The organism is Stutzerimonas tianxiuensis, assembly GCF_053470365.1.
Genome location: NZ_JBPVWS010000003.1, coordinates 105788 through 128613 on the forward strand (window position 1 = coordinate 105788; position 22826 = coordinate 128613).

At 60.5% G+C, this 22826-nt stretch carries 17 protein-coding genes; 9 read left to right on the forward strand and 8 right to left on the reverse strand.

Features of this window, described 5'->3' with window-relative positions; genetic code table 11:
- Nucleotides 1–22: 22 nt before the first annotated feature.
- The 3 genes from ACSSNI_RS05645 to coxB are packed head-to-tail and all read right to left on the reverse strand — an operon-like array spanning nucleotide 23 to nucleotide 3803.
- On the reverse strand, nucleotides 23–382 hold the full coding sequence (locus ACSSNI_RS05645; RefSeq protein ID WP_200636966.1) for a hypothetical protein: 360 nt from the start codon (nucleotides 380–382) through the stop codon (nucleotides 23–25).
- A complete protein-coding gene (gene ctaD / locus ACSSNI_RS05650; RefSeq protein ID WP_200636964.1) occupies nucleotides 382–2913 on the reverse strand; it encodes a cytochrome c oxidase subunit I in 2532 nt (843 codons plus the stop codon). Before ctaD ends, ACSSNI_RS05645 begins: the two co-directional genes overlap by 1 nt.
- Complete coding sequence (gene coxB / locus ACSSNI_RS05655; RefSeq protein WP_200637159.1) at nucleotides 2910–3803, reverse strand: cytochrome c oxidase subunit II; 894 nt, start codon at nucleotides 3801–3803, stop codon at nucleotides 2910–2912. Before coxB ends, ctaD begins: the two co-directional genes overlap by 4 nt.
- A gap of 144 nt (nucleotides 3804–3947) precedes the next feature.
- On the opposite strand from coxB, the gene ACSSNI_RS05660 reads away from it, so the two are divergent.
- Nucleotides 3948–4412, forward strand: coding sequence for a DUF2231 domain-containing protein (locus ACSSNI_RS05660; protein ID WP_200636962.1), 465 nt, complete (start codon nucleotides 3948–3950; stop codon nucleotides 4410–4412).
- Nucleotides 4413–4486: 74 nt separating this feature from the next.
- On the opposite strand, the gene ACSSNI_RS05665 is transcribed toward ACSSNI_RS05660, so the two are convergent.
- Nucleotides 4487–4900: a CopD family protein gene (locus tag ACSSNI_RS05665; RefSeq protein WP_102835394.1), complete on the reverse strand. Its 414-nt coding sequence runs from the start codon at nucleotides 4898–4900 to the stop codon at nucleotides 4487–4489.
- A gap of 120 nt (nucleotides 4901–5020) precedes the next feature.
- Nucleotides 5021–5902: an ion transporter gene (locus ACSSNI_RS05670; protein WP_200636960.1), complete on the reverse strand. Its 882-nt coding sequence runs from the start codon at nucleotides 5900–5902 to the stop codon at nucleotides 5021–5023.
- A gap of 234 nt (nucleotides 5903–6136) precedes the next feature.
- Here ACSSNI_RS05670 and moaA point away from each other — a divergent pair, with 234 nt between their 5' ends.
- The 4 genes from moaA (at nucleotide 6137) to ligA (ending at nucleotide 14647) form a co-directional block, all read left to right on the forward strand.
- Nucleotides 6137–7132 (forward strand): GTP 3',8-cyclase MoaA, encoded by a 996-nt coding sequence (gene moaA, locus ACSSNI_RS05675; protein ID WP_200636958.1) that lies wholly within the window; start codon nucleotides 6137–6139, stop codon nucleotides 7130–7132.
- 315 nt (nucleotides 7133–7447) lie between these two features.
- Complete coding sequence (gene smc, locus ACSSNI_RS05680) at nucleotides 7448–10936, forward strand: chromosome segregation protein SMC (protein WP_200636956.1); 3489 nt, start codon at nucleotides 7448–7450, stop codon at nucleotides 10934–10936.
- Nucleotides 10937–11116: 180 nt separating this feature from the next.
- Nucleotides 11117–11938 (forward strand): cell division protein ZipA, encoded by an 822-nt coding sequence (zipA, locus tag ACSSNI_RS05685; protein WP_102835390.1) that lies wholly within the window; start codon nucleotides 11117–11119, stop codon nucleotides 11936–11938.
- Between the two features lie 342 nt (nucleotides 11939–12280).
- Nucleotides 12281–14647, forward strand: a complete 2367-nt coding sequence (ligA, locus tag ACSSNI_RS05690) for an NAD-dependent DNA ligase LigA (RefSeq protein WP_200636953.1) — start codon at nucleotides 12281–12283, stop codon at nucleotides 14645–14647.
- Nucleotides 14648–14801: 154 nt separating this feature from the next.
- Here ligA and queD read toward each other — a convergent pair whose 3' ends face one another.
- Entirely contained in the window at nucleotides 14802–15158 is a 357-nt protein-coding gene (gene queD / locus ACSSNI_RS05695; protein ID WP_148924079.1) for a 6-carboxytetrahydropterin synthase QueD, read from the reverse strand.
- Between the two features lie 179 nt (nucleotides 15159–15337).
- Between queD and ACSSNI_RS05700 the strand changes: the two genes are divergently transcribed.
- The gene (locus ACSSNI_RS05700; protein ID WP_102835387.1) at nucleotides 15338–16654 is read left to right on the forward strand and encodes a Na+/H+ antiporter family protein; all 1317 of its coding nucleotides are present in this window, start codon (nucleotides 15338–15340) and stop codon (nucleotides 16652–16654) included.
- 135 nt (nucleotides 16655–16789) lie between these two features.
- Nucleotides 16790–17848 (forward strand): AI-2E family transporter, encoded by a 1059-nt coding sequence (locus ACSSNI_RS05705; RefSeq protein ID WP_200636951.1) that lies wholly within the window; start codon nucleotides 16790–16792, stop codon nucleotides 17846–17848.
- 30 nt (nucleotides 17849–17878) lie between these two features.
- Here the strand turns inward: ACSSNI_RS05705 and ACSSNI_RS05710 are convergent, their stop codons facing one another.
- Nucleotides 17879–19867, reverse strand: a complete 1989-nt coding sequence (locus ACSSNI_RS05710) for a PhoX family protein (protein ID WP_200636949.1) — start codon at nucleotides 19865–19867, stop codon at nucleotides 17879–17881.
- 156 nt (nucleotides 19868–20023) lie between these two features.
- Here ACSSNI_RS05710 and zapE point away from each other — a divergent pair, with 156 nt between their 5' ends.
- Nucleotides 20024–21151, forward strand: coding sequence for a cell division protein ZapE (zapE, locus tag ACSSNI_RS05715; protein ID WP_200636947.1), 1128 nt, complete (start codon nucleotides 20024–20026; stop codon nucleotides 21149–21151).
- Nucleotides 21152–21155: 4 nt separating this feature from the next.
- On the opposite strand, the gene ACSSNI_RS05720 is transcribed toward zapE, so the two are convergent.
- Nucleotides 21156–21434 carry a peptidylprolyl isomerase gene (locus tag ACSSNI_RS05720; protein ID WP_014852742.1) on the reverse strand — a complete coding sequence of 93 codons (279 nt, stop codon included), beginning with the start codon at nucleotides 21432–21434 and terminating at the stop codon, nucleotides 21156–21158.
- Between the two features lie 242 nt (nucleotides 21435–21676).
- Between ACSSNI_RS05720 and ACSSNI_RS05725 the strand changes: the two genes are divergently transcribed.
- Complete coding sequence (locus ACSSNI_RS05725; protein ID WP_200637155.1) at nucleotides 21677–22816, forward strand: gluconokinase, GntK/IdnK-type; 1140 nt, start codon at nucleotides 21677–21679, stop codon at nucleotides 22814–22816.
- Nucleotides 22817–22826: the final 10 nt, after the last annotated feature.

A 22826-nucleotide genomic window follows, 5' to 3' on the forward strand; every position in this document is an offset into this window, starting at 1 on the left:
CCGCAATATTTGGGCGCCTGGTTTAGATGCAGGGCGGCAGAAACACCAGCTGCATGCCAACGAAAACCGTCGCCAACGCTGCGATGAAGTGAATCCCGGACGACACCTTGATCACGAAAACCTGGCGTTCATTGAAATCGTTCGGTTCATGAGACAGCTTCCAGGTCCGGCGTCCCAGCCAGAGCAGCAACACTATCACCAGTACCGTGAACAGTCCGAAGCTCGCATTCAACCAGTTGAAGACCCCGAGGCTGGGGTCCGGCGGGGCGATCGAACAGACCACCGCGTGTGAGCCGTACATGATGGCAAACCAGAGGCTCCAGATGGTCAGCCCAAACGGAATCTGAATGGGGTGGAAGACAGATGTGCGGCTGTACTTCATCAGGCAGCCCCCCATGCATTCGGGAACAGGACAATCGCGGCATAGGCGCTCCAGACTACGCCGAGGTTGTAGTACCAGAGCTGCTCGACGACCACCACCTCGTAGGGCGCCTTGTCACCCACGTAGCCGTACATCACCCGCAGCGTCTGCAGCAGCGTGAGGATCGTGGCCAGCCCGCAGTGAATCAGCCCGTAGGCAAGAATCACGAAGACCACCGCGTCGTGCGCCGTCTCGGTCACCCTCAGGTTGGCCGTTAGCAGCAGCCACAGCAACATCGCCCACTGCACTGCACCGATCGCCGTGATCGCACCGAGATTGAGCATCAGCTGCCCGCCGCTTCCCCGCCGCAGCCGGCCAGGCACCAGGCGCATCCACAGCGTTCCAGCGCTGAGCACTACTGCGCTGGCAAACATCAGCCAGCCGTTCAGGTCGGAGTGCTCCGGCACCATCCATTCCGGTGAAACCGTCCACAGGTAGAACCAGCCGAACAGCAAAGACAGGTAAAGGGTGCCATTGGCCAGCAGGGTCACGCCCATCCCCCAGAGGCCGGGGCCGTCAAAGGTGCGTGAGTGCAGCGGGGGTTCGCCGGGCTGCGTCTGCGCGTCAGGTGCTGCGGCAGGGTGCGCACCGTTTTCCCAGGACCAGCGAAACAGCACGATCAAGGTGGCGACCGTCGCAATCAAAGCGACCCAGTAAAATTTGTTCAGCAGGCTCAGGCAGAGCACCGCCAGAAACACCGAAGCCACGAACGGCCACCAGCTGTTGCCAGGCAGATGGATGATTTCACGGACCTTGCCAGTCAGCGGGTCTGAGCCCCAGGTTTCGCGCCGGCCATGATCGATGGCCTTCAGCGAATGCTCGGCGCGGGCGATGCTGTTGGGCAGGTCCGGATCCTTCCACAGCGGATGACGGTCGGTAATGTCCGGCAGGCTGACGAAGTTATAAGGACTCGGGGGCAGGGCGGTACCCCATTCCAGCGTGTCAGCATTCCAGGGGTTGGTTTTTGCGGGCTGGCCGAAGCGGAAGTGCAAGACGATATCCAGCAGGATGGTGCCGATGCCGATGGCCATGATGAAGCTGCCGATCGACGAGATCAGGTTAGGCATGTCCCAGCCCAGACCGGTGTCATAGGTGTAAACCCGTCGCGGCATTCCGATCAGGCCGGTCCAGTGCATAATCAGGAAAGTTGTGTTGAAACCAATGAATACCAGCCAGAAGCCCCAACGGCCCAGGCGCACCGAGGGCATGCGGCCGGAAAAGTGCGGCAGCCAGTAGTAAAGCCCGGCCATCAGCGGGAAGAACATCCCGCCCACCAGCACGTAATGCATGTGCGCGACGATGAAGTGGGTGTCATGCACCTGCCAGTCGAAGGGCACCAGCGCCACCATCACCCCGGTCAGGCCGCCACAGACGAACACGATCAGGAAGCCCACCAACCAGAGCATCGGCACGTGATAGACCGGTTTACCCAGCCATAACGTTGCGATCCAGGCAAAGATCTGTACCCCGGTGGGTATTGCCACGAGCATGCTCGCCGCGGAAAAGAACCCCAGCGCCAGTGCTGGAATGCCGACGGTGAACATGTGGTGCACCCACAGCCCGAAGCTCAGGAATCCGGTAGTCAGCACGCCGAGCACCACCCACCGATATCCCACCAGTGGCCGCTGGCAGAACACGGGCAGCAAGGTGGAAACGATGCCGGCTCCGGGCAGGAAGATGATGTACACCTCTGGATGGCCGAACAGCCAGAACAGGTGCTGCCAAAGCACCGGATCGCCGCCCTTGGCTGAATCGAAAAATGGCATGCCGGCAGCGCGCTCCAGCTCCAGCAAAATGCTGCCCAGGATCAGCGGAGGGAAGCCGAACACGATCATCAGCGCCATCACCAGGATGTACCAGGCATACAGCGGCATCTTGTGCAGCGCCATGCCGTTGGTTCGGGTGCGCAGGATAGAAACCACCAGCTCGACACCGGCACTGACTGCGGAGATCTCGACGAAGGTGATGCCGAGCAGCCAGAAGTCGGAGTTGACGCCAGGCATGTGCGCCGAGCTCGACAGCGGGGTGTACATGAACCAGCCCGCTTTGGGGGCGACGCCGAGAAACACGCTGGACAGCAGGATGATGCCGCCGAACAGGTAGCAGAAATAGCCAAGTGACGAGAGGCGCGGAAAGATCAGGTCTCGCGCGCCGATCATCTTTGGGATCAGGTAGACCGCCAGCCCCTCCATCATCGGTACGGCGAACAGGAACATCATCACCGAGCCATGCATGGTGAAGACCTGGTTGTATACCTCAGGCTCCATCAACACATAGCCGGGCAGGGCGAGCTGGGTGCGGATAAGCATCGCCATCAGCCCGCCGATCAGGAAGAACACGGCTCCGGTGACCAGAAAGCGCAGGCCAATCGTGGTGTGGTTGACGATAGTCAGCGCGCGCCAGCCGCGCGGGTTGCCCCAGACGTCGTTGAACTGGTCGCGTAGCTGATCCGGATGCGTGCTGGGCTTGCTGCTTTGGTCGAGTTGAGTCATGGAGCGAGCGTCTCCAGCCAGTCGGCAATCTGATCGAGTGTTTGCGGCGGAACGTCGTCATGCGCGGGCATGCCGTTGCCGAATTTGAGCGTCTTATGGTCACGTAGCCACTGCCGCAGCCCGTCATGGTTGTTGTCGAGCACCCCCGCGCCGAGGGTTGGCCGTGTGGCGAGGTCGGTGAGGTCCGGCGCACGAGTGCCGTTGCTGATGCCCGCGACGCGGTGGCATTGACCGCAGCGCTCATCGAACACCCGACCGGCGTCGCCAGGGGCGCGTTGCTCGATACTGAGGTTCTCCCGCACGGCGATCCATTGATCGAAACCGGCTTCGTCCAGCGCCTCGACATGCAGTTTCATGTGCGCATGCTGCAACCCGCAGAATTCCGAACACTGGCCGTGAAAGACGCCGGTATGGCCTGCTTGCAGACGGATGACATTGGTACGCCCAGGGATCATGTCCATTTTTCCGCCGAGTCTCGGAATCCAGAACGAATGGATGACATCGGCGCTGGTGATATTCACGTCTATCAGTCGTCCGGCCGGGATGATCAGCTGGTTCGCCGTGGTGACACCGCTCTCGGGGTAGTGCACCTCCCACCACCATTGGTGGCCAGTAACCTCTACCTCCAGCGGCTGCTGACCTTCGACCGGCAGGGGCATCATGCTGCGCCCGGTAGGTATGCCGAAAATCAGCAAAACAACGATGCTCAGACTCGGCAGTACGATGCCGCCGCCAATGACCCAGCGGCGATTGATCTTGAGCGCCGTTTCCTCGCTGGTTTCCCGCGGCTTGCGTGCCAGCGCATAGATCCATATCGCGCTGACTGCGACCAGCACCAGCGTGGCGAAGGCAAACATGCCCCACCAGACGTGGGATATCTGGCGCGCCATGGGACTGGCTGGGTTGAGCGACGACAGCGGACCGCCACAGCCACTCAGTAAAGGAACTGCCAGCGCCAGCGTGGTCCATTTCAAAAGGTCGCCGGCTCGTTTTGCGCGGTGGCCTACCCCCGACAAATGCTGCCGGAGCGTCCAATGGCCCGATACAGAGAATCCATCCACAGCCGCGCTGCGATAGCCGGCCACCCGCTGCACCCGATGTTGATCCATTTTCCGGTCGCCGCACTGACCGGCTTGCTGCCGGTTGATCTCGCGCACCTCTGGACGTTGGATGACTTCTGGTGGCGAGCCGGCCTGTGGCTGTCCGGCGTAGGAGCCCTGGGTGGCTGGATCGCCAGCATCTTCGGACTGATCGATTTGGTGACCGTGCGTGAGATTCGCCACAAGATCACTGCCTGGTGTCATGCGATTCTCGCCGTGATGATGCTGTCTCTGGCCTCGCTGAACTGGCTGCTGCGCTACCAGAACGACGCCCAGAGTATGCAGCTGTGGGCGCTGTACCTGTCGGCGATCACCGCCGTGTTGATTTCCCTCGCGGCGTATCTCGGCGGCCGGCTGGTCTACGAGCATGCGGTCGGGGTCGACCTGGACAAGGTCTGAATCAGAAAGATACGGGGCTTGGGATCGTTCGGTCATGGGCATCTTCGAGGTGATCGAGCGGTTTGGGGCACGGGCTAGAAAGGTTTTGCCAGCACCAGCCAAAGCGTCGCGGTGATGAACGTTGCGGCAACTGCTCCAAGGAAACGACAACGGATGCTCACGCTCTGCTCAGGCGCCCGTTCGATATGCAGTACCAGCACGCCACATAGGGTGTGGCAGAGCACCATCCCGGCCACGGTGCTGAGCTTGACGATCAACCAGCCGGCCACGAGACCCTGGCTCAGGAATAGCGCTGTACCCGAACCAATGGCGACCAGCGCCGCTGGCGTGCCGATCAGGTTGAACACCATGCGCGTCAGATGCGCATGGTCACGATAGAAAAGTGGGTCACTGCGTCGAGTACCTGCTGCAATCAGCGCAGGCAGGTAGAGCAGTGTGCCGCACCAGCAGAGCAAGCCCGCGAAGTGCACCAGTTTGAGCAAGGGCATGCATGTCTCCGTCCAGCCCGCGGCAAGTCAGAGGTTGTGACAGCCGCTTGCCGAGGGGGTTCGGAGTTCGCAATGGAAGCGTCTGGAAGAGGATTCAGATCGGCGAAGCGAAGCGCTGCCTCAGTCGCTCTGCTGCTTCGGTGGGTCCTGCTCGTCGTCGGGCTCAGGCTCACTGCGTTTGAACAGGTGAGTGCCACAGCGGCTGCAAAAGGCCGCGTTTGGTTCGTGGCTCAGTTTTTCGCAGGTCGGGCAGCGCTGCTGAAGACTGTCGGCGCGCATGGCGGTGGCCAGCTCCGCGGTAAAAATGCCGGTGGGCACCGCGATGATCGAATAACCGGTGATCATCACCAGGCTGGCAACCGCCTTGCCCAGCGTAGTGTGGGGAACGATGTCGCCGAACCCCACCGTCGTGATGGTCACGATTGCCCAGTAAATACTGATCGGAATGCTGGTAAAGCCCCTTGATGGCCCTTCGATCACGTACATCAAAGTGCCGAAAACCAATACCAGCGTGCTGACGCTGAGCAGAAAGACGATGATTTTCTGCTTGCTGCCTCGCAGCGCGACCATCAGAAAGTTGGCCTGACTCAGGTACTGGGTAAGTTTAAGCACGCGGAAGACGCGCAGCATTCGGATCGCACGTACTACCAGTAAATACTCAGCGTCTGGCAGCAGCAGGGCAATGAAAGCCGGAACGACCGAAAGCAGATCGATCGCACCATAGAAGCTGAAAATGTATTTGCGTGGCTCGGGATGACAGTAGATCCGGACCAGGTACTCGATCAGGAAAACGCCGGTGAACAACCATTCCAGACCGTCCAGTAATCCGCCGTAGCGCTCGCTGTACAGCGCTACGCTGTCCAGCATCACAACTACGAGGCTGGCGAAGATGACCACCAATAACCAGGTATCGAAGCGCTTACCGGCCGGCGTATTGGTGAAAAAAATGATGATATAGAGGCGTTCTCGCCAGTTCATCGACTGGAGGGCGTCGTTGTCCATGTGGGCTCCCGGCAAAACTCGAGCGCGAAGTATCCCCGAGTTCGATCCGCAGGCAAAAGGATCGTTGCAAGAGTGCCTTGTTTGTAGCCATATCAAGGCGCTCCGGCAGGCTAAAGTTCAATCTCGCTGAATCGTGCCCGGATACCTCGGGTCTACCATTCAGCTCGCAGCCTTTGCTACGTCTGGCGTTCAGTAATAGTCTTAGTCTTGCGCATCAAACCGCTGGAGAGCGAAATGCCAGATTCGAAGTTGGTCGACCCATTCGGCCGACGCATCACCTACCTCAGATTGTCGGTCACTGACCGTTGCGATTTCCGGTGCACCTACTGCATGAGTGAGGACATGGTCTTCGCCCCACGTGCGCAAATCCTCACCCTGGAAGAGCTCTATGCCGTGGCTGACGCCTTTATCAGTCTGGGCGTCAAGCGTATCCGTGTGACGGGTGGAGAGCCGCTGGTGCGCAAGGGGTTGCCGAGCCTGTTGAGTCGACTGGGTGCGCGTGAAGAGTTGGAAGATCTGGCAATCACAACCAACGGTTCGCAGCTGCCGACACTTGCACCGGTTCTTCGCGAGGCTGGCGTCAAGCGTCTTAATGTAAGCCTGGATTCGCTCAAACGTGAACGTTTCGCCGAGCTCACGCGCCGCGACATGCTCGAACAAGTGGTCGCCGGTATCGATGCTGCACGTCGTGCCGGGTTCGAGCGAATCAAGCTCAACAGCGTGATTCAGAAGGGCCGTAACGACGATGAAGTGCTGGATCTGGTGAATTTCGCCGTCGAGCGCGGGCTGGATATCAGCTTTATCGAGGAGATGCCGTTGGGCAATGTCTCCAGCCATGAGCGTGAGATCACATTCTGCTCCAGCGAGGAGGTCCGTGAGCGTATCGAAGTCGGCCATCAGCTGATACGAAGCAGCCACACCACCGGCGGTCCCTCGCGGTATTGGCAAGTGGCCGGCAGTGACACCCAGGTCGGCTTCATCTCGCCTCATAGCAACAACTTTTGCGGCAGTTGCAACCGGGTTCGGGTGACCGCCGAAGGCAAGCTGGTGCTCTGCCTCGGGCATGAAGGCGCGCTGGATCTCAAGACCTTGATGCGTCGCTACCCCGGCGACAGCGAACGGCTGCGCCAGGCGTTGGTCGATGCGCTGCAGCTCAAGCCTGAGAAACATGAATTCCGGACTGATGAACAGGTCCAGGTTGTGCGGTTCATGAGCATGACGGGCGGCTAGCGCCAGCATCCTTTGTGAAGGATGTCGCCCGTTCCTCACGCCATCGATGTCAGTTCAGTCGTGGCGTGGTAGCGGCTTTTCCCTTCGACAATGGCTAACCACTGCCGGCCGTTAGCTCGCGGTCAAACCTGTCATTTCTGACTTCCCCACACACGTTTTCGCTTTGTGCTACGGGCCCTGAGAGGCCCGCTTGTCGTCGTGATAAACTGCGCGGCCGACCGCCCAGACGACTCCAGCAATGCCCCGGGAAACCCATCAAGCCCACGGTGAATACGACGCTCCGGCTCACGTACCGATTGCCACGGATAGGCCTCAATGCGTCTGAAAAGCATCAAGCTCGCCGGTTTCAAATCTTTCGTCGATCCCACCACGGTAAGTTTCCCCAGCAACATGGCGGCAGTGGTCGGCCCGAACGGTTGTGGCAAGTCCAACATCATCGATGCCGTGCGCTGGGTCATGGGCGAAAGTTCGGCTAAAAACCTGCGTGGCGAGTCGATGACAGACGTCATCTTCAATGGCTCGAACACACGCAAGCCAGTGACGCAGGCCAGCATCGAGCTGATCTTCGATAATTCGGACGGCACGCTGCTCGGCGAATACGCGGCGTTTGCGGAGATCTCGATCCGCCGTCGGGTTACCCGCGACGCCCAGAACACCTACTTCCTCAATGGCGTGAAATGTCGTCGCCGCGACATCACCGATATCTTTCTGGGCACCGGGCTGGGGCCACGCAGCTACTCGATCATCGAGCAAGGCATGATCTCCAAGCTGATCGAGGCCAAGCCGGAAGACCTGCGCAACTTCATCGAAGAGGCGGCCGGTATATCCAAGTACAAGGAGCGCCGCCGCGAAACTGAAAATCGTATTCGCCGAACCCATGAAAACCTGGCTCGCCTGACTGATCTGCGGGAAGAACTCGAACGTCAACTGGAACGCCTGCATCGCCAGGCGCAGTCGGCGGAGAAGTATCAGGAGTACAAAGCCGAGGAGCGCCAGCTGAAGGCCCAGCTGACGGCACTGCGCTGGCAAACGCTGAACGCTCAGGTGGGGCAGCGTGAACAGGTGATCGGCGACCAGGAGGTCAGTTTCGAGGCGCTGATTGCTGAGCAACGCAATGCCGACGCCAGCATCGAGCGTCTGCGCGACGGCCACCACGAACTGTCGGAGCGCTTCAACCTCGTTCAGGGGCGCTTCTATTCCGTCGGCGGTGATATCGCACGCGTCGAGCAGAGCATTCAGCATGGCCAACAGCGTTTGCGTCAGCTGCAGGACGATCTGCGCGAGGCCGAGCGGGCCCGACTGGAAACCGAATCTCATCTGGGGCACGACCGGACCGTGCTCGCCACCCTTGGTGAAGAGCTGGCCATGCTCGAGCCGGAGCAAGAGATCGCAGGCGCGGCCGCTGAAGAGACTGCCGCCCAGCTCGAAGAATCCGAGACAACGATGCAGCACTGGCAAGACCAGTGGGAGCGGTTCAACCAGCAGAGCGCCGAACCGCGCCGAACGGCGGAGGTCGAGCAGTCGCGTATCCAGCAGCTTGAACAGAGCCTGGAGCGGCTGGCCGAGCGTCGGCGACGTCTTGAGGATGAACTCAGCTTGCTCGCCGGCGATCCGGAAGATGCCATGGTTACCGAGATGAGCGAACAGTTGGCCATCGGCGAGATGAATCTCGAGGAGCTGTCTGCGGCACAGGAGCTGACCGATCAGCAGCTCGAGGGCCTCCGTGAACAGCTGCAACAGGCGAGCCGCGTCGAGCAGGAGGCGCTGGGCCAGTTGCAGCGTATGGATGGCCGTATTGCTTCGCTGGAAGCCCTGCAGCAGGCCGCCATGGATCCTGGGAAAGGTGTTTCCGATTGGCTGCATGAGCGAGGGCTCGACCAGCGACCGCGCCTGGCCGAAGGGCTACGCGTCGAGCCGGGCTGGGAGCTGGCCGTCGAAACCGTGCTGGGCGCGGATCTGCAGGCGGTGCTGCTGGACGACTTCGACAGCCTGGACATGAGTGGCTTCGAACAGGGCGACTTGCGTCTGGTCAGTGCCGCACAGGGACGCGGCCCGATCGACGGAAGTCTGCTGGACAAGGTCGACTCTGCGACCGATCTGTCGCCATGGCTGGGGCGGGTGCGCCCGGTGGACGACCTCGAGCAGGCCTTGGCAGCACGTGGCTCACTGGGTGATGGCGAGAGCTTGATCAGCCGTGACGGCTACTGGGTTGGCCGGCATTTTCTCAGGGTCAAGCGAGCCGGGGAGGCCGAGTCCGGGCTGTTGGCGCGCAGCCAGGAGCTGGCGCTGTTGCAGGCTGAACGTGATGACTGTGAGGCCAGCCTCTCGCAGTTGGCCGAAAAGCTCGGCCAACTGCGAGAGGCGCAACGCGAGCAAGAGGAACGCCGTGAGCAACAACGACGCCAGCACCAGGAGCTGTCCCGTCAGCAAGGCGAATTGAATGCTCGCCTGTCGGCCAGCCAGGCCAAGCTGGAGCAGCTGAGCCTGCGTCGGCGCCGGCTGGATGAGGAGCTCCTGGAGCTCTCCGAGCAGCGCGCCCTGGAAACCGAGCAGCTGGGCGAGTCGCGGCTGCAGTTGCAGGATGCGCTCGACGCGATGGCCGTCGATACCGAGCAGCGCGAGTCATTGCTGGCAAACCGAGACTCGATTCGGGAAAAACTCGACCGGGTTCGCCAGGACGCCCGCCAGCACAAGGATCATGCGCACCAGCTGGCCGTGCGGATTGGTTCGCTGAGGGCCCAGCATGACTCGATCCGCCAGGCGCTCGAACGCCTCGAGCAGCAGTTCGAACGCGCCGTGGAGCGCCGCGAGCAGCTGAATCTGAATCTGGAGGAGGGCGAGGCGCCGCTCGAAGAGCAGCGCATGAAGCTCGAAGAACTGCTGGAGCGGCGCATGGGCGTCGAAGAAGAGCTCAAGCTGGCGCGTCTGGCGCTCGAAGACGCCGATCGCGAACTGCGTGATGCTGAGAAGCGCCGGACGCAGGCCGAGCAGCAGGCACAATTGCTGCGTGGCCAACTGGAGCAGCAGCGGATGGACTGGCAGGCCCTTAGCGTCCGACGCAAGACGCTACAGGACCAGTTGCATGAGGATGGTTTCGACCTGCATGGTGTTCTGACGACGCTGCCTGCCGAGGCCGGCGAGGCGGCGTGGGAGGACGAACTCGAGCGTCTGGCTGCACGCATCCAGCGCCTTGGCCCGATCAACCTTGCGGCGATCGACGAATACCAGCAGCAATCGGAGCGCAAACGCTATCTCGATGCGCAGAACGACGACCTGGCCGAAGCACTTGATACGCTGGAAAACGTCATTCGCAAGATCGACAAGGAAACGCGCAATCGCTTCAAGGAAACCTTCGACCAGATCAATTCCGGTTTGCAGGCGCTTTTTCCGAAGGTTTTCGGTGGTGGCAACGCTTATCTGGAACTTACCGGGGAAGATTTACTCGATACCGGGGTGGCGATCATGGCGCGTCCGCCGGGTAAGAAGAACAGCACTATCCATCTGCTGTCAGGCGGTGAGAAGGCACTGACCGCGCTGGCGTTGGTGTTTGCGATCTTTCAACTCAATCCGGCACCGTTCTGCATGCTGGACGAAGTGGATGCGCCGTTGGATGACGCCAACGTTGGGCGCTATGCGCGACTGGTCAAGGAGATGTCAGAGAAGGTGCAGTTCATTTACATCACGCACAACAAGATCGCGATGGAAATGGCCGACCAGCTGATGGGCGTGACCATGCACGAACCGGGATGTTCAAGGCTGGTCGCGGTCGACGTGGAGCAGGCGGTAGCGCTCGTAGAAGCTTGAATGGCGCTGTTTCAAGCGCAGTGGAAGGTGTTGGAAGACCAATAAAAGAGCGGCGTCGGGCGGTGCAAAACTACCGTTCGTCGTGCTAGTTTAGAGCGCAATTTTTACGATGCGCAGATGAGCCTGTTCAGCGGCTGTGAATCTGCGTCTTTATCATCGATTTCAGGGGTTCAAGCATTAATGGATATCGGTCTGCGCGAGTGGCTGATCGTCATCGGCATCATTGTCATCGCCGGCATTCTTTTTGATGGCTGGCGGCGGATGCGCGGTAGCAAGGGCAAGTTGAAGTTCAAGCTGGACCGCAACATCGCGAGCAATCTTCCCGATGAAGATGAGTCGAACGAGCTGTTGGGCCCGCCGCGTGTCGTGAGTCGAAACAACGAGCCCTCACTGGACGAAACCGATCTTCCCTCGATGAGCGCGCGCGAAACCGGTAAGCGTCGTACCGCCGAGCCGCGGCAGGGCGATCTGCATTTCTCGAGCGACGATGCTCCTGTTCCGACGCTGCTGGATCCTGTGGCCGACGAAGAGGCGGAATCGAATGAGCATTTCGATCAGGATCTTCCTCCCGTCGAGGAAGTGCTGGTCATCAATGTGATCTCACGTGATCCGCACGGATTCCGTGGTCCTGCACTGTTGCAGAATATTCTGGAAAGCGGTCTGCGCTTCGGTGAGATGGACATCTTCCATCGTCACGAAAGCATGGCGGGCAACGGCGAAGTGCTGTTTTCCATGGCCAACGCGGTGAAACCTGGCACTTTCGATCTGGATGATATCGACCACTTCACTACCCCTGCGGTGAGCTTCTTTCTGGGTCTGCCAGGCCCGCGCCATCCGAAGCAAGCTTTCGATGTCATGGTTGCCGCTGCTCGGAAGTTGTCACAGGAGCTCAACGGCGAGCTCAAGGACGATCAGCGCAGCGTGCTGACGGCTCAGACCATCGAGCATTATCGCCAGCGCATTGTCGATTATGAGCGTCGGCAGATGACCACCAAGCGTTGATCCAGAAAACCGCTCCCAAGAGCGGTTTTTTGTTTCTGGGACAGTTATCCGTCTGGTCTGCCGAGCCCGTCCGGAGGGTGGGCTTCAGCCCAACGAAGCCTCTTCACTAGCTGGGATGGTGACCGAAGCTATCTCGGCCAACGGTGTCTCTGGTTATCGCTCCGGCGTAGTCTTCGAAGGCAAAACTGACCTACAGATAGCGGTGAAGCCTCTGTCACCTTCCCGCCCGGCGCTCCATACGGCGACGCAAACAGGCTAAAATCCTGCGCAGAACATCCACTTAAGGTCGGCCGGTGCGCTGCTTCTGCGCTCGGTCCAGCCTGCAGCTATGGCCCCAACACCATGACGTCCGCCCAGACCGCCGCAGAACGCATCGCCGAGCTGCGCAGCGAAATCGACGCCCACAATTATCGTTATTACGTGCTCGACGAGCCCAGCGTTCCTGACGCCGAATACGACCGTCTGTTCAATGCGCTCAAAACGCTAGAGGCCGAGCATCCCGAGCTGGTGAGCCCGGATTCACCCACTCAGCGTGTCGGCGGCGCGGCGCTGGCAGCCTTCGGCCAGGTCCGCCATGAAGTGCCGATGCTGAGCCTGGGTAATGCCTTCGAAGAGCAAGACCTGATTGACTTCGACCGTCGCGCTCGCGAAGGCTTGGACCTGCCGGCAGGCGATCTTTTCGGCGACGGCGTCGAGCTGGAGTACAGCTGCGAGCCGAAGCTCGACGGCCTGGCGGTAAGTCTGCTCTACGAAAACGGCCAATTGGTGCGCGGCGCCACGCGTGGTGACGGCAGCACTGGAGAAGACATCAGTACCAACGTCCGTACCGTGCGCAATATTCCGCTCAAGCTTCACGGCGACGGCTGGCCCGAGGTACTAGAAGTACGCGGTGAGATCTACATGCCCAAGGCGGGCTTCGAGGCCCTGAATGCGCGTCAACTGGAGGCGGGCAGCAAGCCGTTCGCCAATCCGAGAAACGCCGCCGCGGGCAGCCTGCGCCAGCTGGATTCGAAGATAACCGCGAGCCGCCCGCTGGAACTCTGCGCCTATGGGGTCGGCCGTAGCGCCGGCGACCTGCCCGGTACCCACATCGGCATACTCGAGGCACTCAAGGGCTGGGGCTTGCCGATCAGTCGCGAGCTCAAACTGGCTAAAGGCGTTAAGGAGTGCCGCGATTACTTTCATGCCATCGGCGAGAAACGCGACGCGCTGCCTTATGAGATTGACGGCGTGGTGTTCAAAGTCAACTCGACTGCGCAACAGCGCGAGCTAGGCTTTCGCGCACGCGAACCGCGTTGGGCGATCGCTCATAAATTCCCGGCGCGCGAAGAAGTGACCGAACTGCTCGACGTGGAATTCCAGGTTGGCCGCACCGGAGCTATCACACCGGTTGCCCGTCTGCAGCCGGTTCAGGTTGCTGGCGTGACGGTGTCCAACGCAACGCTGCACAACATGGACGAGGTCGCTCGGCTCGGGGTCATGATCGGGGATACGGTCATCGTCCGTCGCGCCGGTGACGTGATTCCGCAAATCCTCGGAGTCATTCCGGAGCGCCGGCCCGAGAATGCCCGTGCCGTTCATGTGCCGGAGCAGTGTCCGGTTTGCGGCTCGGCCGTCGAGCGTACCCAGCTGATCAAACGCAGCAAAGGGCGCGAGTCGGTGACGGAAGGTTCGATCTATCGCTGCGTTGGTCGTCTGGCCTGTCAGGCGCAGCTCAAGCAGGCGATCATCCATTTCGTTTCGCGCCGGGCGATGGACATCGATGGCCTGGGTGACAAGATCGTCGAGCAGCTGGTCGATGCCGGGTTGGTACGGTCCCCGGCAGATCTCTATTGCCTGAACTTCGAACAGGTGCTGGCACTTGAAGGCTTCGCCGAAGTGTCGAGTCGCAACCTGCTCAATGCCATCGACGCCAGCCGCAAGCCTTCCCTGGCGCGCTTCGTTTTTGCTCTGGGCATCCCTGATGTTGGCGAGGGCACGGCGAAACTGCTGGCGCGTGCCCTGGGTTCGCTGGACCGCATCAGTCGTGCTCTGCCCGACGTGTTGGTTTACCTGCCGGATATCGGCCTGGAAGTCGCCCACGAAATCCATAGCTTCTTTGACGATGAACATAACCAGTCCGTCATCGAGCAGTTGCGCTCGCGTGGTGTTGAGCTTCAGGAGGAGGGCGATGTGCATCCTGACTTTGCTGCCTGTGCGACGCTGGCAGGCTTGCTCGACAGGCTGAACATCCCGTTTATCGCCGCCACCGGTGCTCAGCGTCTTGCTGATCGTTTCGGCAGCCTGACCGGCATAATCGAAGCCGACTGGCTAGACCTGCGTCAGGTTGAACGTCTCAACGAAAAAGCGGCCCGAGCACTGCGCGACTATTTTGATGATCCGGCGAATGCCGCGCGAGCGCGCGCCATCGAGGACCAGCTGAAAGAATTCGGCATGCATTGGGAGAGTGAGCGCAAGACTGTGGAGGGTTTGCCGCTGGCCGGCCAGACCTGGGTTTTGACGGGCACGCTGGAAAGCATGAGCCGCGACGATGCAAAGGCAAGACTGGAAGCGCTGGGCGCTAAGGTATCAGGCTCAGTCTCGGCCAAGACCAGTGTCGTAGTGGCCGGGCCAGGTGCCGGCTCCAAACTGGCAAAGGCCAACGAACTGGGACTGGAAGTGGATGACGAGGAGGCGTTTCTGAAACGCCTCGCCAGCTTGGACGGTTAACCGTGATAGGGGGCCAGCTGCATAAGGAATGACCGACCAGGCGGCCATCGCAACGATGGCCGCCTGGTTTTCAAGCGGGGAGGCGTTCACTAAGCTCAGAAGCGTGGTGCACGCTGGCTACCTGAACAGACGGACTACCGCTTTGGCTCCGACTTCAGCGGCCGCGGTATTCGCAGCCACTGGTGCAGGTTTCATGGATACGTATCCGCGAAAGCTCTGGCAACAACGGCTTCAGCTCATCCCAGATCCATACGGCAAGGTTTTCGCTGGTTGGATTCTCGAGGCCGGGTAAATCGTTCAGATAGTTATGATCCAGTCGTTCATAGACAGGCTTGAAGATCTGCTTGATCTCGCTGAAGTCCCGGATCCAGCCGGTATGGGGATTCACCTCGCCCTCAAGGTAAATCGCAACCCGGAACGAGTGCCCGTGTAGACGGCCGCACTTATGCCCTTCGGGTACATGGGGCAAGCGGTGGGCTGACTCGAAAGTAAACTCTTTGAATATTTCCACTGGTCGATCCGGTAAGGCGAAAGGCCGCATTCTACCGGTTTGGGTTCGGCTGTCGCCGTTGTGCAGCGAGCTACCAGACGTAACCGCTGCACTGCACATGCAGCGCTTTTGACACTCCCGCGGGCTTGCGGCACAGTGCCCGGCTTTTTATCGGCGTTCGCCGCTTTCGGGGAGTTGAAATGAATGCAGTGGTAGCGGCAGTCGGCATCATGCTGATTCTTAGCCTGTGCAGGGTTCACGTGGTAGTGGCACTGATTGCCGGCGCGCTTGCCGGCGGCGTTCTGGGCGGATTGGGACTGGACGGCAGCCTTGCAGCTTTTAACAAAGGGCTGGGCGGTGGCGCGACGGTAGCGCTTTCCTACGCCTTGCTGGGAGCATTCGCTGTTGCGATCGGCAAGAGTGGATTGGCCCACGCGCTGGCTGATCGTGCTTTGGCCATGGTGGGCCGGCACGAGTCGGACTCCGCGGGGGCTGTGAAGTGGTTGATGATCGGTCTACTGCTGGCGGTCGCCGTGTCGTCGCAGAATATCCTGCCGATCCATATCGCCTTCATCCCTTTGCTGGTTCCGCCGTTGCTCTACGTGCTGAGCAAGTTGCGGATCGACAGGCGCTTGATTGCCTGCGTACTCGCATTCGGCCTGGTCACGCCCTACATGTTCCTGCCGGTGGGCTTCGGTAGCATCTTTCTGCATGAGATTCTGCTGGCAAACGTGGCCAAGAGTGGTGCGGACATCGCCGGAATCAATGTCAGTCAGGCCATGCTGATTCCAGCGGTCGGCATGCTGACCGGCCTGCTGATTGCCATGTTCAGCTATCGCAAGCCGCGCACCTACGACCTCGCCAAGGTCGATCAGTCGAAAGCCATCAGTGTCAGCTACAGCCCGCTGACCTTGTTGGTGGCTGCGTTGGCCGTCGCTGCTGCGTTCGTCGTCCAACTGTGGCTGGACTCGATGATCATCGGCGCGCTGGTTGGTTTCGTGATCTTCTCCGTATCCGGCGTGGTGCGCTGGAAAGAGGCTGATGATCTGTTTACCGAGGGCATGAAGATGATGGCCATGATCGGCTTCATCATGATTGCTGCAGCGGGATTTGCCGAAGTGATGCGCGAAACCGGCGAGGTGAAAACGCTGGTCGATACGTCTGCCGCCTGGATTGGAAATAGCAAGGCCATCGGCGCACTGATGATGCTGCTGGTGGGGTTGCTGGTCACCATCGGCATCGGCTCCTCCTTCTCCACGGTACCGATCATCGCTGCGATCTTCGTACCGCTCGGGTTGGAGCTTGGCTTCAGTCCGCTGGCAATCGTCAGCTTGGTGGGCACGGCGGGTGCGCTGGGTGATGCGGGGTCGCCCGCTTCGGACTCGACGCTCGGGCCGACCGCTGGGTTGAATGCCGACGGCCAGCACAACCATATCTGGGATACCGTGGTTCCGACCTTCCTGCACTACAACCTGCCGCTTCTTGCGTTCGGCTGGATTGCCGCGATGACGCTGTAACTCTCGTCGATACGGTTCGCGCTGGCACGACGTATCGTCGCCAGCGCGTCCGCTGTTTCGCTGGATCGTGGCCCGTCAGCACTCCTGACGCCAATCGCTGACTAACGGATACAACCGCAGCGATAGGAAGTATTCGTGAACACCACTCTTGAGCAGAAAGTCTTTCTCGCTCTATTGCTCATCGTGAGCATCGCCTTCGGCTGGATACTGCTTCCCTTTTACGGGGCCGTGTTCTGGGCCGTTATTCTCGCGATCATCTTTGCGCCACTGCAACGCCGCCTGCTACGTCGCATGGGGCACAGGCGAAACCTGACGGCGATCATCACCTTGACGGTGTGCCTGGTCGTTGCGGTACTGCCGGTGATCCTGATTGCGGGTCTGCTGGTTCAGGAGGGCTCGTCGCTGTATCAACAGATGGAAAGCGGAGAGCTCGACGTCGGCGAATTCGTTGGCGGCGCCAAGGAGATGCTGCCTGAGTCGGCGCAACGACAGTTGCAACGCTTTGGGCTTGGCAATCTCGACCAGATGCGTGAACGGCTTGCCAGTGGCGCCTTGCAGGGCAGCCAGTTCCTGGCTACCAAAGCGTTCAGTTTCGGCCAGGGCACCTTCCAATTTCTGGTCAGCTTTTTCGTGATGACCTATCTGCTGTTTTTCTTCATCCGAGACGGGCGCGAGCTGGTTGCCAAGATTCGTCGCGCGCTGCCACTGACCGATAACCAGAAGCGGCGGCTGTTCAGTAAGTTCACACGCGTGGTCAGGGCCACGGTCAAAGGCAACATTGTCGTGGCGGCTACCCAGGGATTCCTCGGTGGGGTGATCTTCGCTGTCCTGGGAATCCCAGGCTCGTTGCTCTGGGGCGTGATGATGGCGTTTCTGTCCTTGCTGCCCGCGATTGGCGCCGGGCTGATCTGGGCACCTGTGGCGATCTATTTCCTGCTGCAGGGCATGGTTTTACAGAGCGTGATCCTCACGCTCTATGGCATTCTGGTGATTGGCCTGGTGGACAATTTCCTGCGGCCGATTCTGGTGGGTAAGGACACCAAAATGCCTGACTATCTGGTGCTGATTTCGACGTTGGGCGGGCTCGCCCTGTTTGGCTTGAACGGCTTCGTCATCGGGCCGCTGATTGCTGCTTTGTTCATGTCGTCATGGGCCTTGTTTATCACTCCTGACGCCAAACCTTCACCCCGGTAGGCGTCCGGGCGAGCCGGACGCCGCTTCGGGCTAGAGAATACGCCCGCCATCATCACGGGTGATGATGACCGTTGCCGAGCGAGGCCTGCGGCCCGGGCCATCTGGCCAGGCGCTGGTGTACTCGGTTGACGTCGAGCCTTCCCCCGGATGCTGGATATTCACGAACAGCGTACGGAAGTCCGGGGTGGCGGTAATACCGGTTACTTCGGCGCCCAGGGGGCCGACCATGAAGCGCTTGGTTTCGCCGCTCTTCGGGTCTGACACCAACATCTGATTGTTGCCGAAGGGACCGCTGCGCAGCTGGCTTCCGCTCATGTCGGTCTGGATCCAGAGGCGACCTTCATCGTCGAACCAGAGTCCGTCGGGGCTCGCCATGATGTTTTCGTCAGTCAGTGGCCGACCGCGCGGATCACGGCTGTCACTCTGCGGCCCGGCGAGCAGATAGAGGTCCCACTGGAACCGTGTGCCCACCTGATGCTTACCTTCCTCACGCCAGCGGATGATGTGGCCGGTGGGGTTCGGCGCGCGGGGGTTGGCTGCGTCGGCTTCCTGCCTCGAGCTGTTGTTGGTAAGGGTGAAATACACTTCGCCTGTATCGGGATGCACGGCGCCCCATTCAGGGCGATCCATTTTGGTAGCTCCGACGATATCCGCCGCTAGGCGAGTGTTGATCAATACCTCGCCCTGATCGGCAAAACTGACGTTCGCTGCAGCACAGGCCTGCTGGAAGGCAGCGTCTTCGATATCCAGCGCTAACCAGTCGCCGCTGCCGTCCGGGTTGAAGCGTGCAACGTACAGGGTGCCATCGTCGAGCAGCCGGCCGTCGCTGCGCTGCGGGCGGTACTTGTCGCGGCTGATGTACTTGTAGATGTACTCGTTTTGCGAGTCGTCGCCGGAGTAACAAACCAGCGGCCAGCCTGCTTTGGTTGGCGCGAACACAATGCCTTCATGACCAAAGCGACCCAGCGCCGTGTGCTTGACCGGTGTGGCATCGGGGTCGAAGGGATCGATTTCCACGATCCAGCCGAAAGTATTCGGCTCGTTACGATAGTCGGCTCGCGGGTCTGCCGCTGTTGTGGTTGCGTCAAAACGCTCGAATTCGTCGCCGCGAATGGTTTCCCAGCCGTAGCGCCCGGTTGAACGGAGGCCGTAGCGCTCCAGATGGCGGGGCAATTCATCGTCGCGAGTGGCGAAATAGCCCGCCCAGTTTTCCTCACACGTCAGGTAGGTGCCCCAGGGGGTGTAGCCATTCGAGCAGTTGTTCAGCGTTCCGCGGGTGGAGGTGCCGCTCGGGCTGTAGCGGGTCTTCATCAGGTCATGACCACGGGCAGGACCTTCGATGCGCATCGGTGTGGCACCGGTTATGCGGCGATTGCGTGCCGAAGGCAGTACTGACCAGTCTCCCTGCGGGCCACGGCGCACTTCGACAACGGAAACACCGTGCGCATTGATCTCCTTGCGCACCTCATCGGCGTCCACGCGTTTGCCATTAACAACTGTCGGGCCGTTGGGATGCAGCAGAGGTGCATCAATGTACTCATGGTTCAGCACCAGCAGACCGTGATCACTCTTTCGGCCTTTGTAGCGCGCATCCATCGGAAAGAAATGCATGCCGTCGTGGTGCATGCCAGTCTGCTGGGCCTGATCTTCCGCACTGTTGCTAGCGTCTTCGAGGAATGCTGGATAGCTTCCACAGATCGGCGTGCCCCAAGGGATAAAGGCTTTCGCGGAGAAGCCAGCGGGAACCGTAATGGCATCGGCTCGGGTCACTGCAACCGCCCCGAAGGGGAGACGGTTACGCCGTTGAAAGGGCGACCCGCTGCCGACCCCAGCCGGCTCGGCTGCAGTGGCCATCGAAGGCAGCCCGCCGAGAAAGGCCAGCGCGCCGAACGCCGCGCCGCCGGCCACAACCTTGCGGCGCCCCGCATCGATGACATCCTGGATGTGAGGGTTGGCTGAGCGGTTGCTAGGCAACTCATCGCCATTGCCGAACAGTATGTTTTGATTATCGTCAGTCACGACGCAGCTCCATTGGTAATCGACGGGACTGTGACGTTATGTTCGGCTTACGACAGCTTAATGACACTCGCACCACGGTCGACGAGCGGTTCGCTCGTTCTGTTCGTCAGGGCTGTCTGCGTTACCATCGTCGCCCTTGTTCACAATGGCCTTGTTATGGAATCCAGCGCTCCGCTTGCCCTGTATCAGCAGGCTATCGCACGTCAGGGTTACGTCAGTGACGACGCCCAGCTGCGCGCGGTCGAGCGGCTGCAGCGCTGCCATGAGGCGCTGCATGGCGATGCGACTGGCGAATCGCTTCGCGGCGTTTACCTGTGGGGCCCAGTCGGGCGCGGCAAGACCTGGTTGATGGACATGTTCCATCGCAGCCTAGAGGTGCCAGCAAGACGGCAGCATTTCCACCATTTCATGCGCTGGGTACACATTCGTCTGTTCCAGCTCAACGGCACGCCTGACCCCTTGCAGGCATTGGCAAAAGAGCTGAGCGAAGAGGTGCGGGTGCTGTGTTTTGACGAGCTGTTCGTTGCCGACATCGGTGATGCGATCATTCTGGGGCGCTTGTTCCAGGTGATGTTCGAGCAGGGCGTGGTGATCGTCGCGACCTCTAACCAGCCACCTGATCAGCTCTATGCTGACGGATTCAACCGTGAGCGCTTTCTGCCCGCCATTGATGCAATCGAGCGGCACATGCAAGTCGTCAATGTCGACGGTGGGGCTGATCATCGTCTGCGTCCAGGCGTAGCCGAACAACGCTACTGGGTCAGCGAACCACACCAAGACGGGGCGCTGCGTTCGGTGTTCGACACTCTGAGCAGAGGGCAAGCCGCTGATACCCAGCCGGTCCACGTCGGGCGTCGATCATTGCAGGTCATATGCAGCAGCGACTCCGTGCTGTGGTGTGGCTTTGCCGCGCTGTGCGAGCAGCCGTTCTCAGCGCTGGATTTCATCGAGCTGTGTGATCGCTATTCGGCGATCCTGATTGGTGCGGTGCCGAAGCTGGGCAGCCAGCAGCGTGAGGGGCGCATCGCGCGCGGCACTGAAGACGGCGCAGCGCAGGTGGAGGCGGGCGACCGCGAGCTACCGAAACTGGCTGCAAACGATGACAGCGTCAGACGCTTCATTGCGCTGGTAGACGAATGCTACGACCGAGGCGTGCCGCTCTATCTGGAGGCTTGGGTTGCCATGGATGAACTCTATACCGAGGGCTATCTGTCCTTTGCTTTTCGCCGAACGCTGAGCCGGTTGCGGGAAATGCAGCTGCAGCGTTTCGGTAACACCGACTAGCTCTTCAGTCGCGGTAGAACACCTGCACCAGGTGATAGCCGAACTGGCTTTTGACAGGGCCGTGCACCTCGCGCAGCGGCTTCTTGAAGATCACCTGGTCGATGCTGCGCACCATCTGCCCCGGACGGACCTCTCCCAGGTCGCCACCTTTCTTGCCGGAGGGGCAGGTCGAGTATTTCTTTGCCAAAACGTCGAAGGCTTCGCCGTTGGCGATGCGCTTTTTCAGCTGCGCGGCTTCGGCTTCAGTCTTGACCAGGATGTGGCGGGCCATGGCTTTGGGCATTGCGGATCTCCTCGGATGCGGCGGCGATTGTAGTCAGACAGCCCGGCAAACCGAAGCGGGAAAGCAGCGATTTTGACCGTTCGGCTGCAACTAAAACCGACGAACGGTAGTTATGGTTGTTCGTATGTTAGCGCTACCATCCGGTCCACAAACATAATGTGGCACAACGATGCCGCCGGAGACCGACAGTGGATTACCAAACCCACAGCGAATTTCCCGCTAACCGCCGCGCACTGGTGGTCATGGGCGTGAGTGGTTCGGGCAAGACCGAAACCAGCCATGCCGCCGCCGATGCGCTGGGCTTCCGACATATCGAAGCCGATCATTTCCACCCCGAAGAAAACGTTGCGCGCATGCGTGCCGGCACACCGTTGTCGGATGCTGACCGGGTCGAGTGGCTGCAGAGGCTTGTCATCGAAATGCAGCGCGCCATCGATGATGACGTCGGTTTCGTGCTTGCCTGTTCGGCTCTGAAGCGCCGCTACCGTGACCTCCTGCGCGACGCGGTGCCGGGTTTGTGCTTTGCGCACTTGTCCATTGATTACGACACGGCGGTCCAGCGAGTCGGCGGGCGCGCCGGACATTTCATGCCTATTTCACTGGTGGACAGTCAATTCGCCACGCTTGAGTCCCCGGCTGGCGAGCCCCATGTGCTTGTGGTCGATGCCAGCCAGCCCCGCGAGCAAGTGCTGGACGAAATCACGGCCTGGATGAATCAGGACGGCGGCTTGGCGATCAATGCCAAAGAGGATCTTTCCGCGGCTCCGCTTGATAGCGCTAACAAGCGCGGCGGCCAGCGCGGCGGCCATGCTGCGAGCGCGCCCAATGTCGACGACGTCGAGCCGACGGGCGCCGAACTGACCACCCGGCCGATCTATGGCGGTAAGTTCGCCCAAGGCTTCGACCGGATTACCGATTGGCTGATGGCGGCTCTGCTGGCCTTCATGGTGATTGTGGTGTTCAGCAGCGTGGTCCTGCGCTATGCCTTCGGCACGGGCTGGACGGGTGCTGAAGAGCTTTCGAGGCTGGCCTTTGTCTGGCTGGTATTCGTCGGCGTGGCCTCGAGCATGCGCCGTGGCGAGCTGATGGCTTTCAGCATGATCCGCGACCGATTCCCGCATCTGTTCCGCCGGGTGGTGGATTCGATCAGTTGGATCATGGTCGCGGTAGCCAGCGCACTGGCTGCGCTGGGCGGATGGAATCAGATGCAGTTCGGCTGGACCATCAATAGCCCGGTTGTGGGTTATCCGCTGGCCGTGGCGATGGTTCCGGTCGCCGCCAGCATGGTCGCGCTTGCGGTCCTGGCGTTGATCCAGCTGGTCAATGTCTGGCGTCGACAGCCGCCGTTACCCATCGCCGAAGCCAACGTTACGGCCGATTGATTCCTGATAA

Coding starts and splice junctions, on each gene's coding strand:
- ACSSNI_RS05645 (WP_200636966.1), bottom strand. CDS start 382: ATGAAGTACAGCCGCACATCTGTCTTCCACCCCATTCAGATTCCGTTT.
- ctaD (WP_200636964.1), bottom strand. CDS start 2,913: ATGACTCAACTCGACCAAAGCAGCAAGCCCAGCACGCATCCGGATCAG.
- coxB (WP_200637159.1), bottom strand. CDS start 3,803: ATGGCGCGCCAGATATCCCACGTCTGGTGGGGCATGTTTGCCTTCGCC.
- ACSSNI_RS05660 (WP_200636962.1), top strand. CDS start 3,948: ATGGCCCGATACAGAGAATCCATCCACAGCCGCGCTGCGATAGCCGGC.
- ACSSNI_RS05665 (WP_102835394.1), bottom strand. CDS start 4,900: ATGCCCTTGCTCAAACTGGTGCACTTCGCGGGCTTGCTCTGCTGGTGC.
- ACSSNI_RS05670 (WP_200636960.1), bottom strand. CDS start 5,902: ATGGACAACGACGCCCTCCAGTCGATGAACTGGCGAGAACGCCTCTAT.
- moaA (WP_200636958.1), top strand. CDS start 6,137: ATGCCAGATTCGAAGTTGGTCGACCCATTCGGCCGACGCATCACCTAC.
- smc (WP_200636956.1), top strand. CDS start 7,448: ATGCGTCTGAAAAGCATCAAGCTCGCCGGTTTCAAATCTTTCGTCGAT.
- zipA (WP_102835390.1), top strand. CDS start 11,117: ATGGATATCGGTCTGCGCGAGTGGCTGATCGTCATCGGCATCATTGTC.
- ligA (WP_200636953.1), top strand. CDS start 12,281: ATGACGTCCGCCCAGACCGCCGCAGAACGCATCGCCGAGCTGCGCAGC.
- ACSSNI_RS05700 (WP_102835387.1), top strand. CDS start 15,338: ATGAATGCAGTGGTAGCGGCAGTCGGCATCATGCTGATTCTTAGCCTG.
- zapE (WP_200636947.1), top strand. CDS start 20,024: ATGGAATCCAGCGCTCCGCTTGCCCTGTATCAGCAGGCTATCGCACGT.
- ACSSNI_RS05720 (WP_014852742.1), bottom strand. CDS start 21,434: ATGCCCAAAGCCATGGCCCGCCACATCCTGGTCAAGACTGAAGCCGAA.
- ACSSNI_RS05725 (WP_200637155.1), top strand. CDS start 21,677: ATGGGCGTGAGTGGTTCGGGCAAGACCGAAACCAGCCATGCCGCCGCC.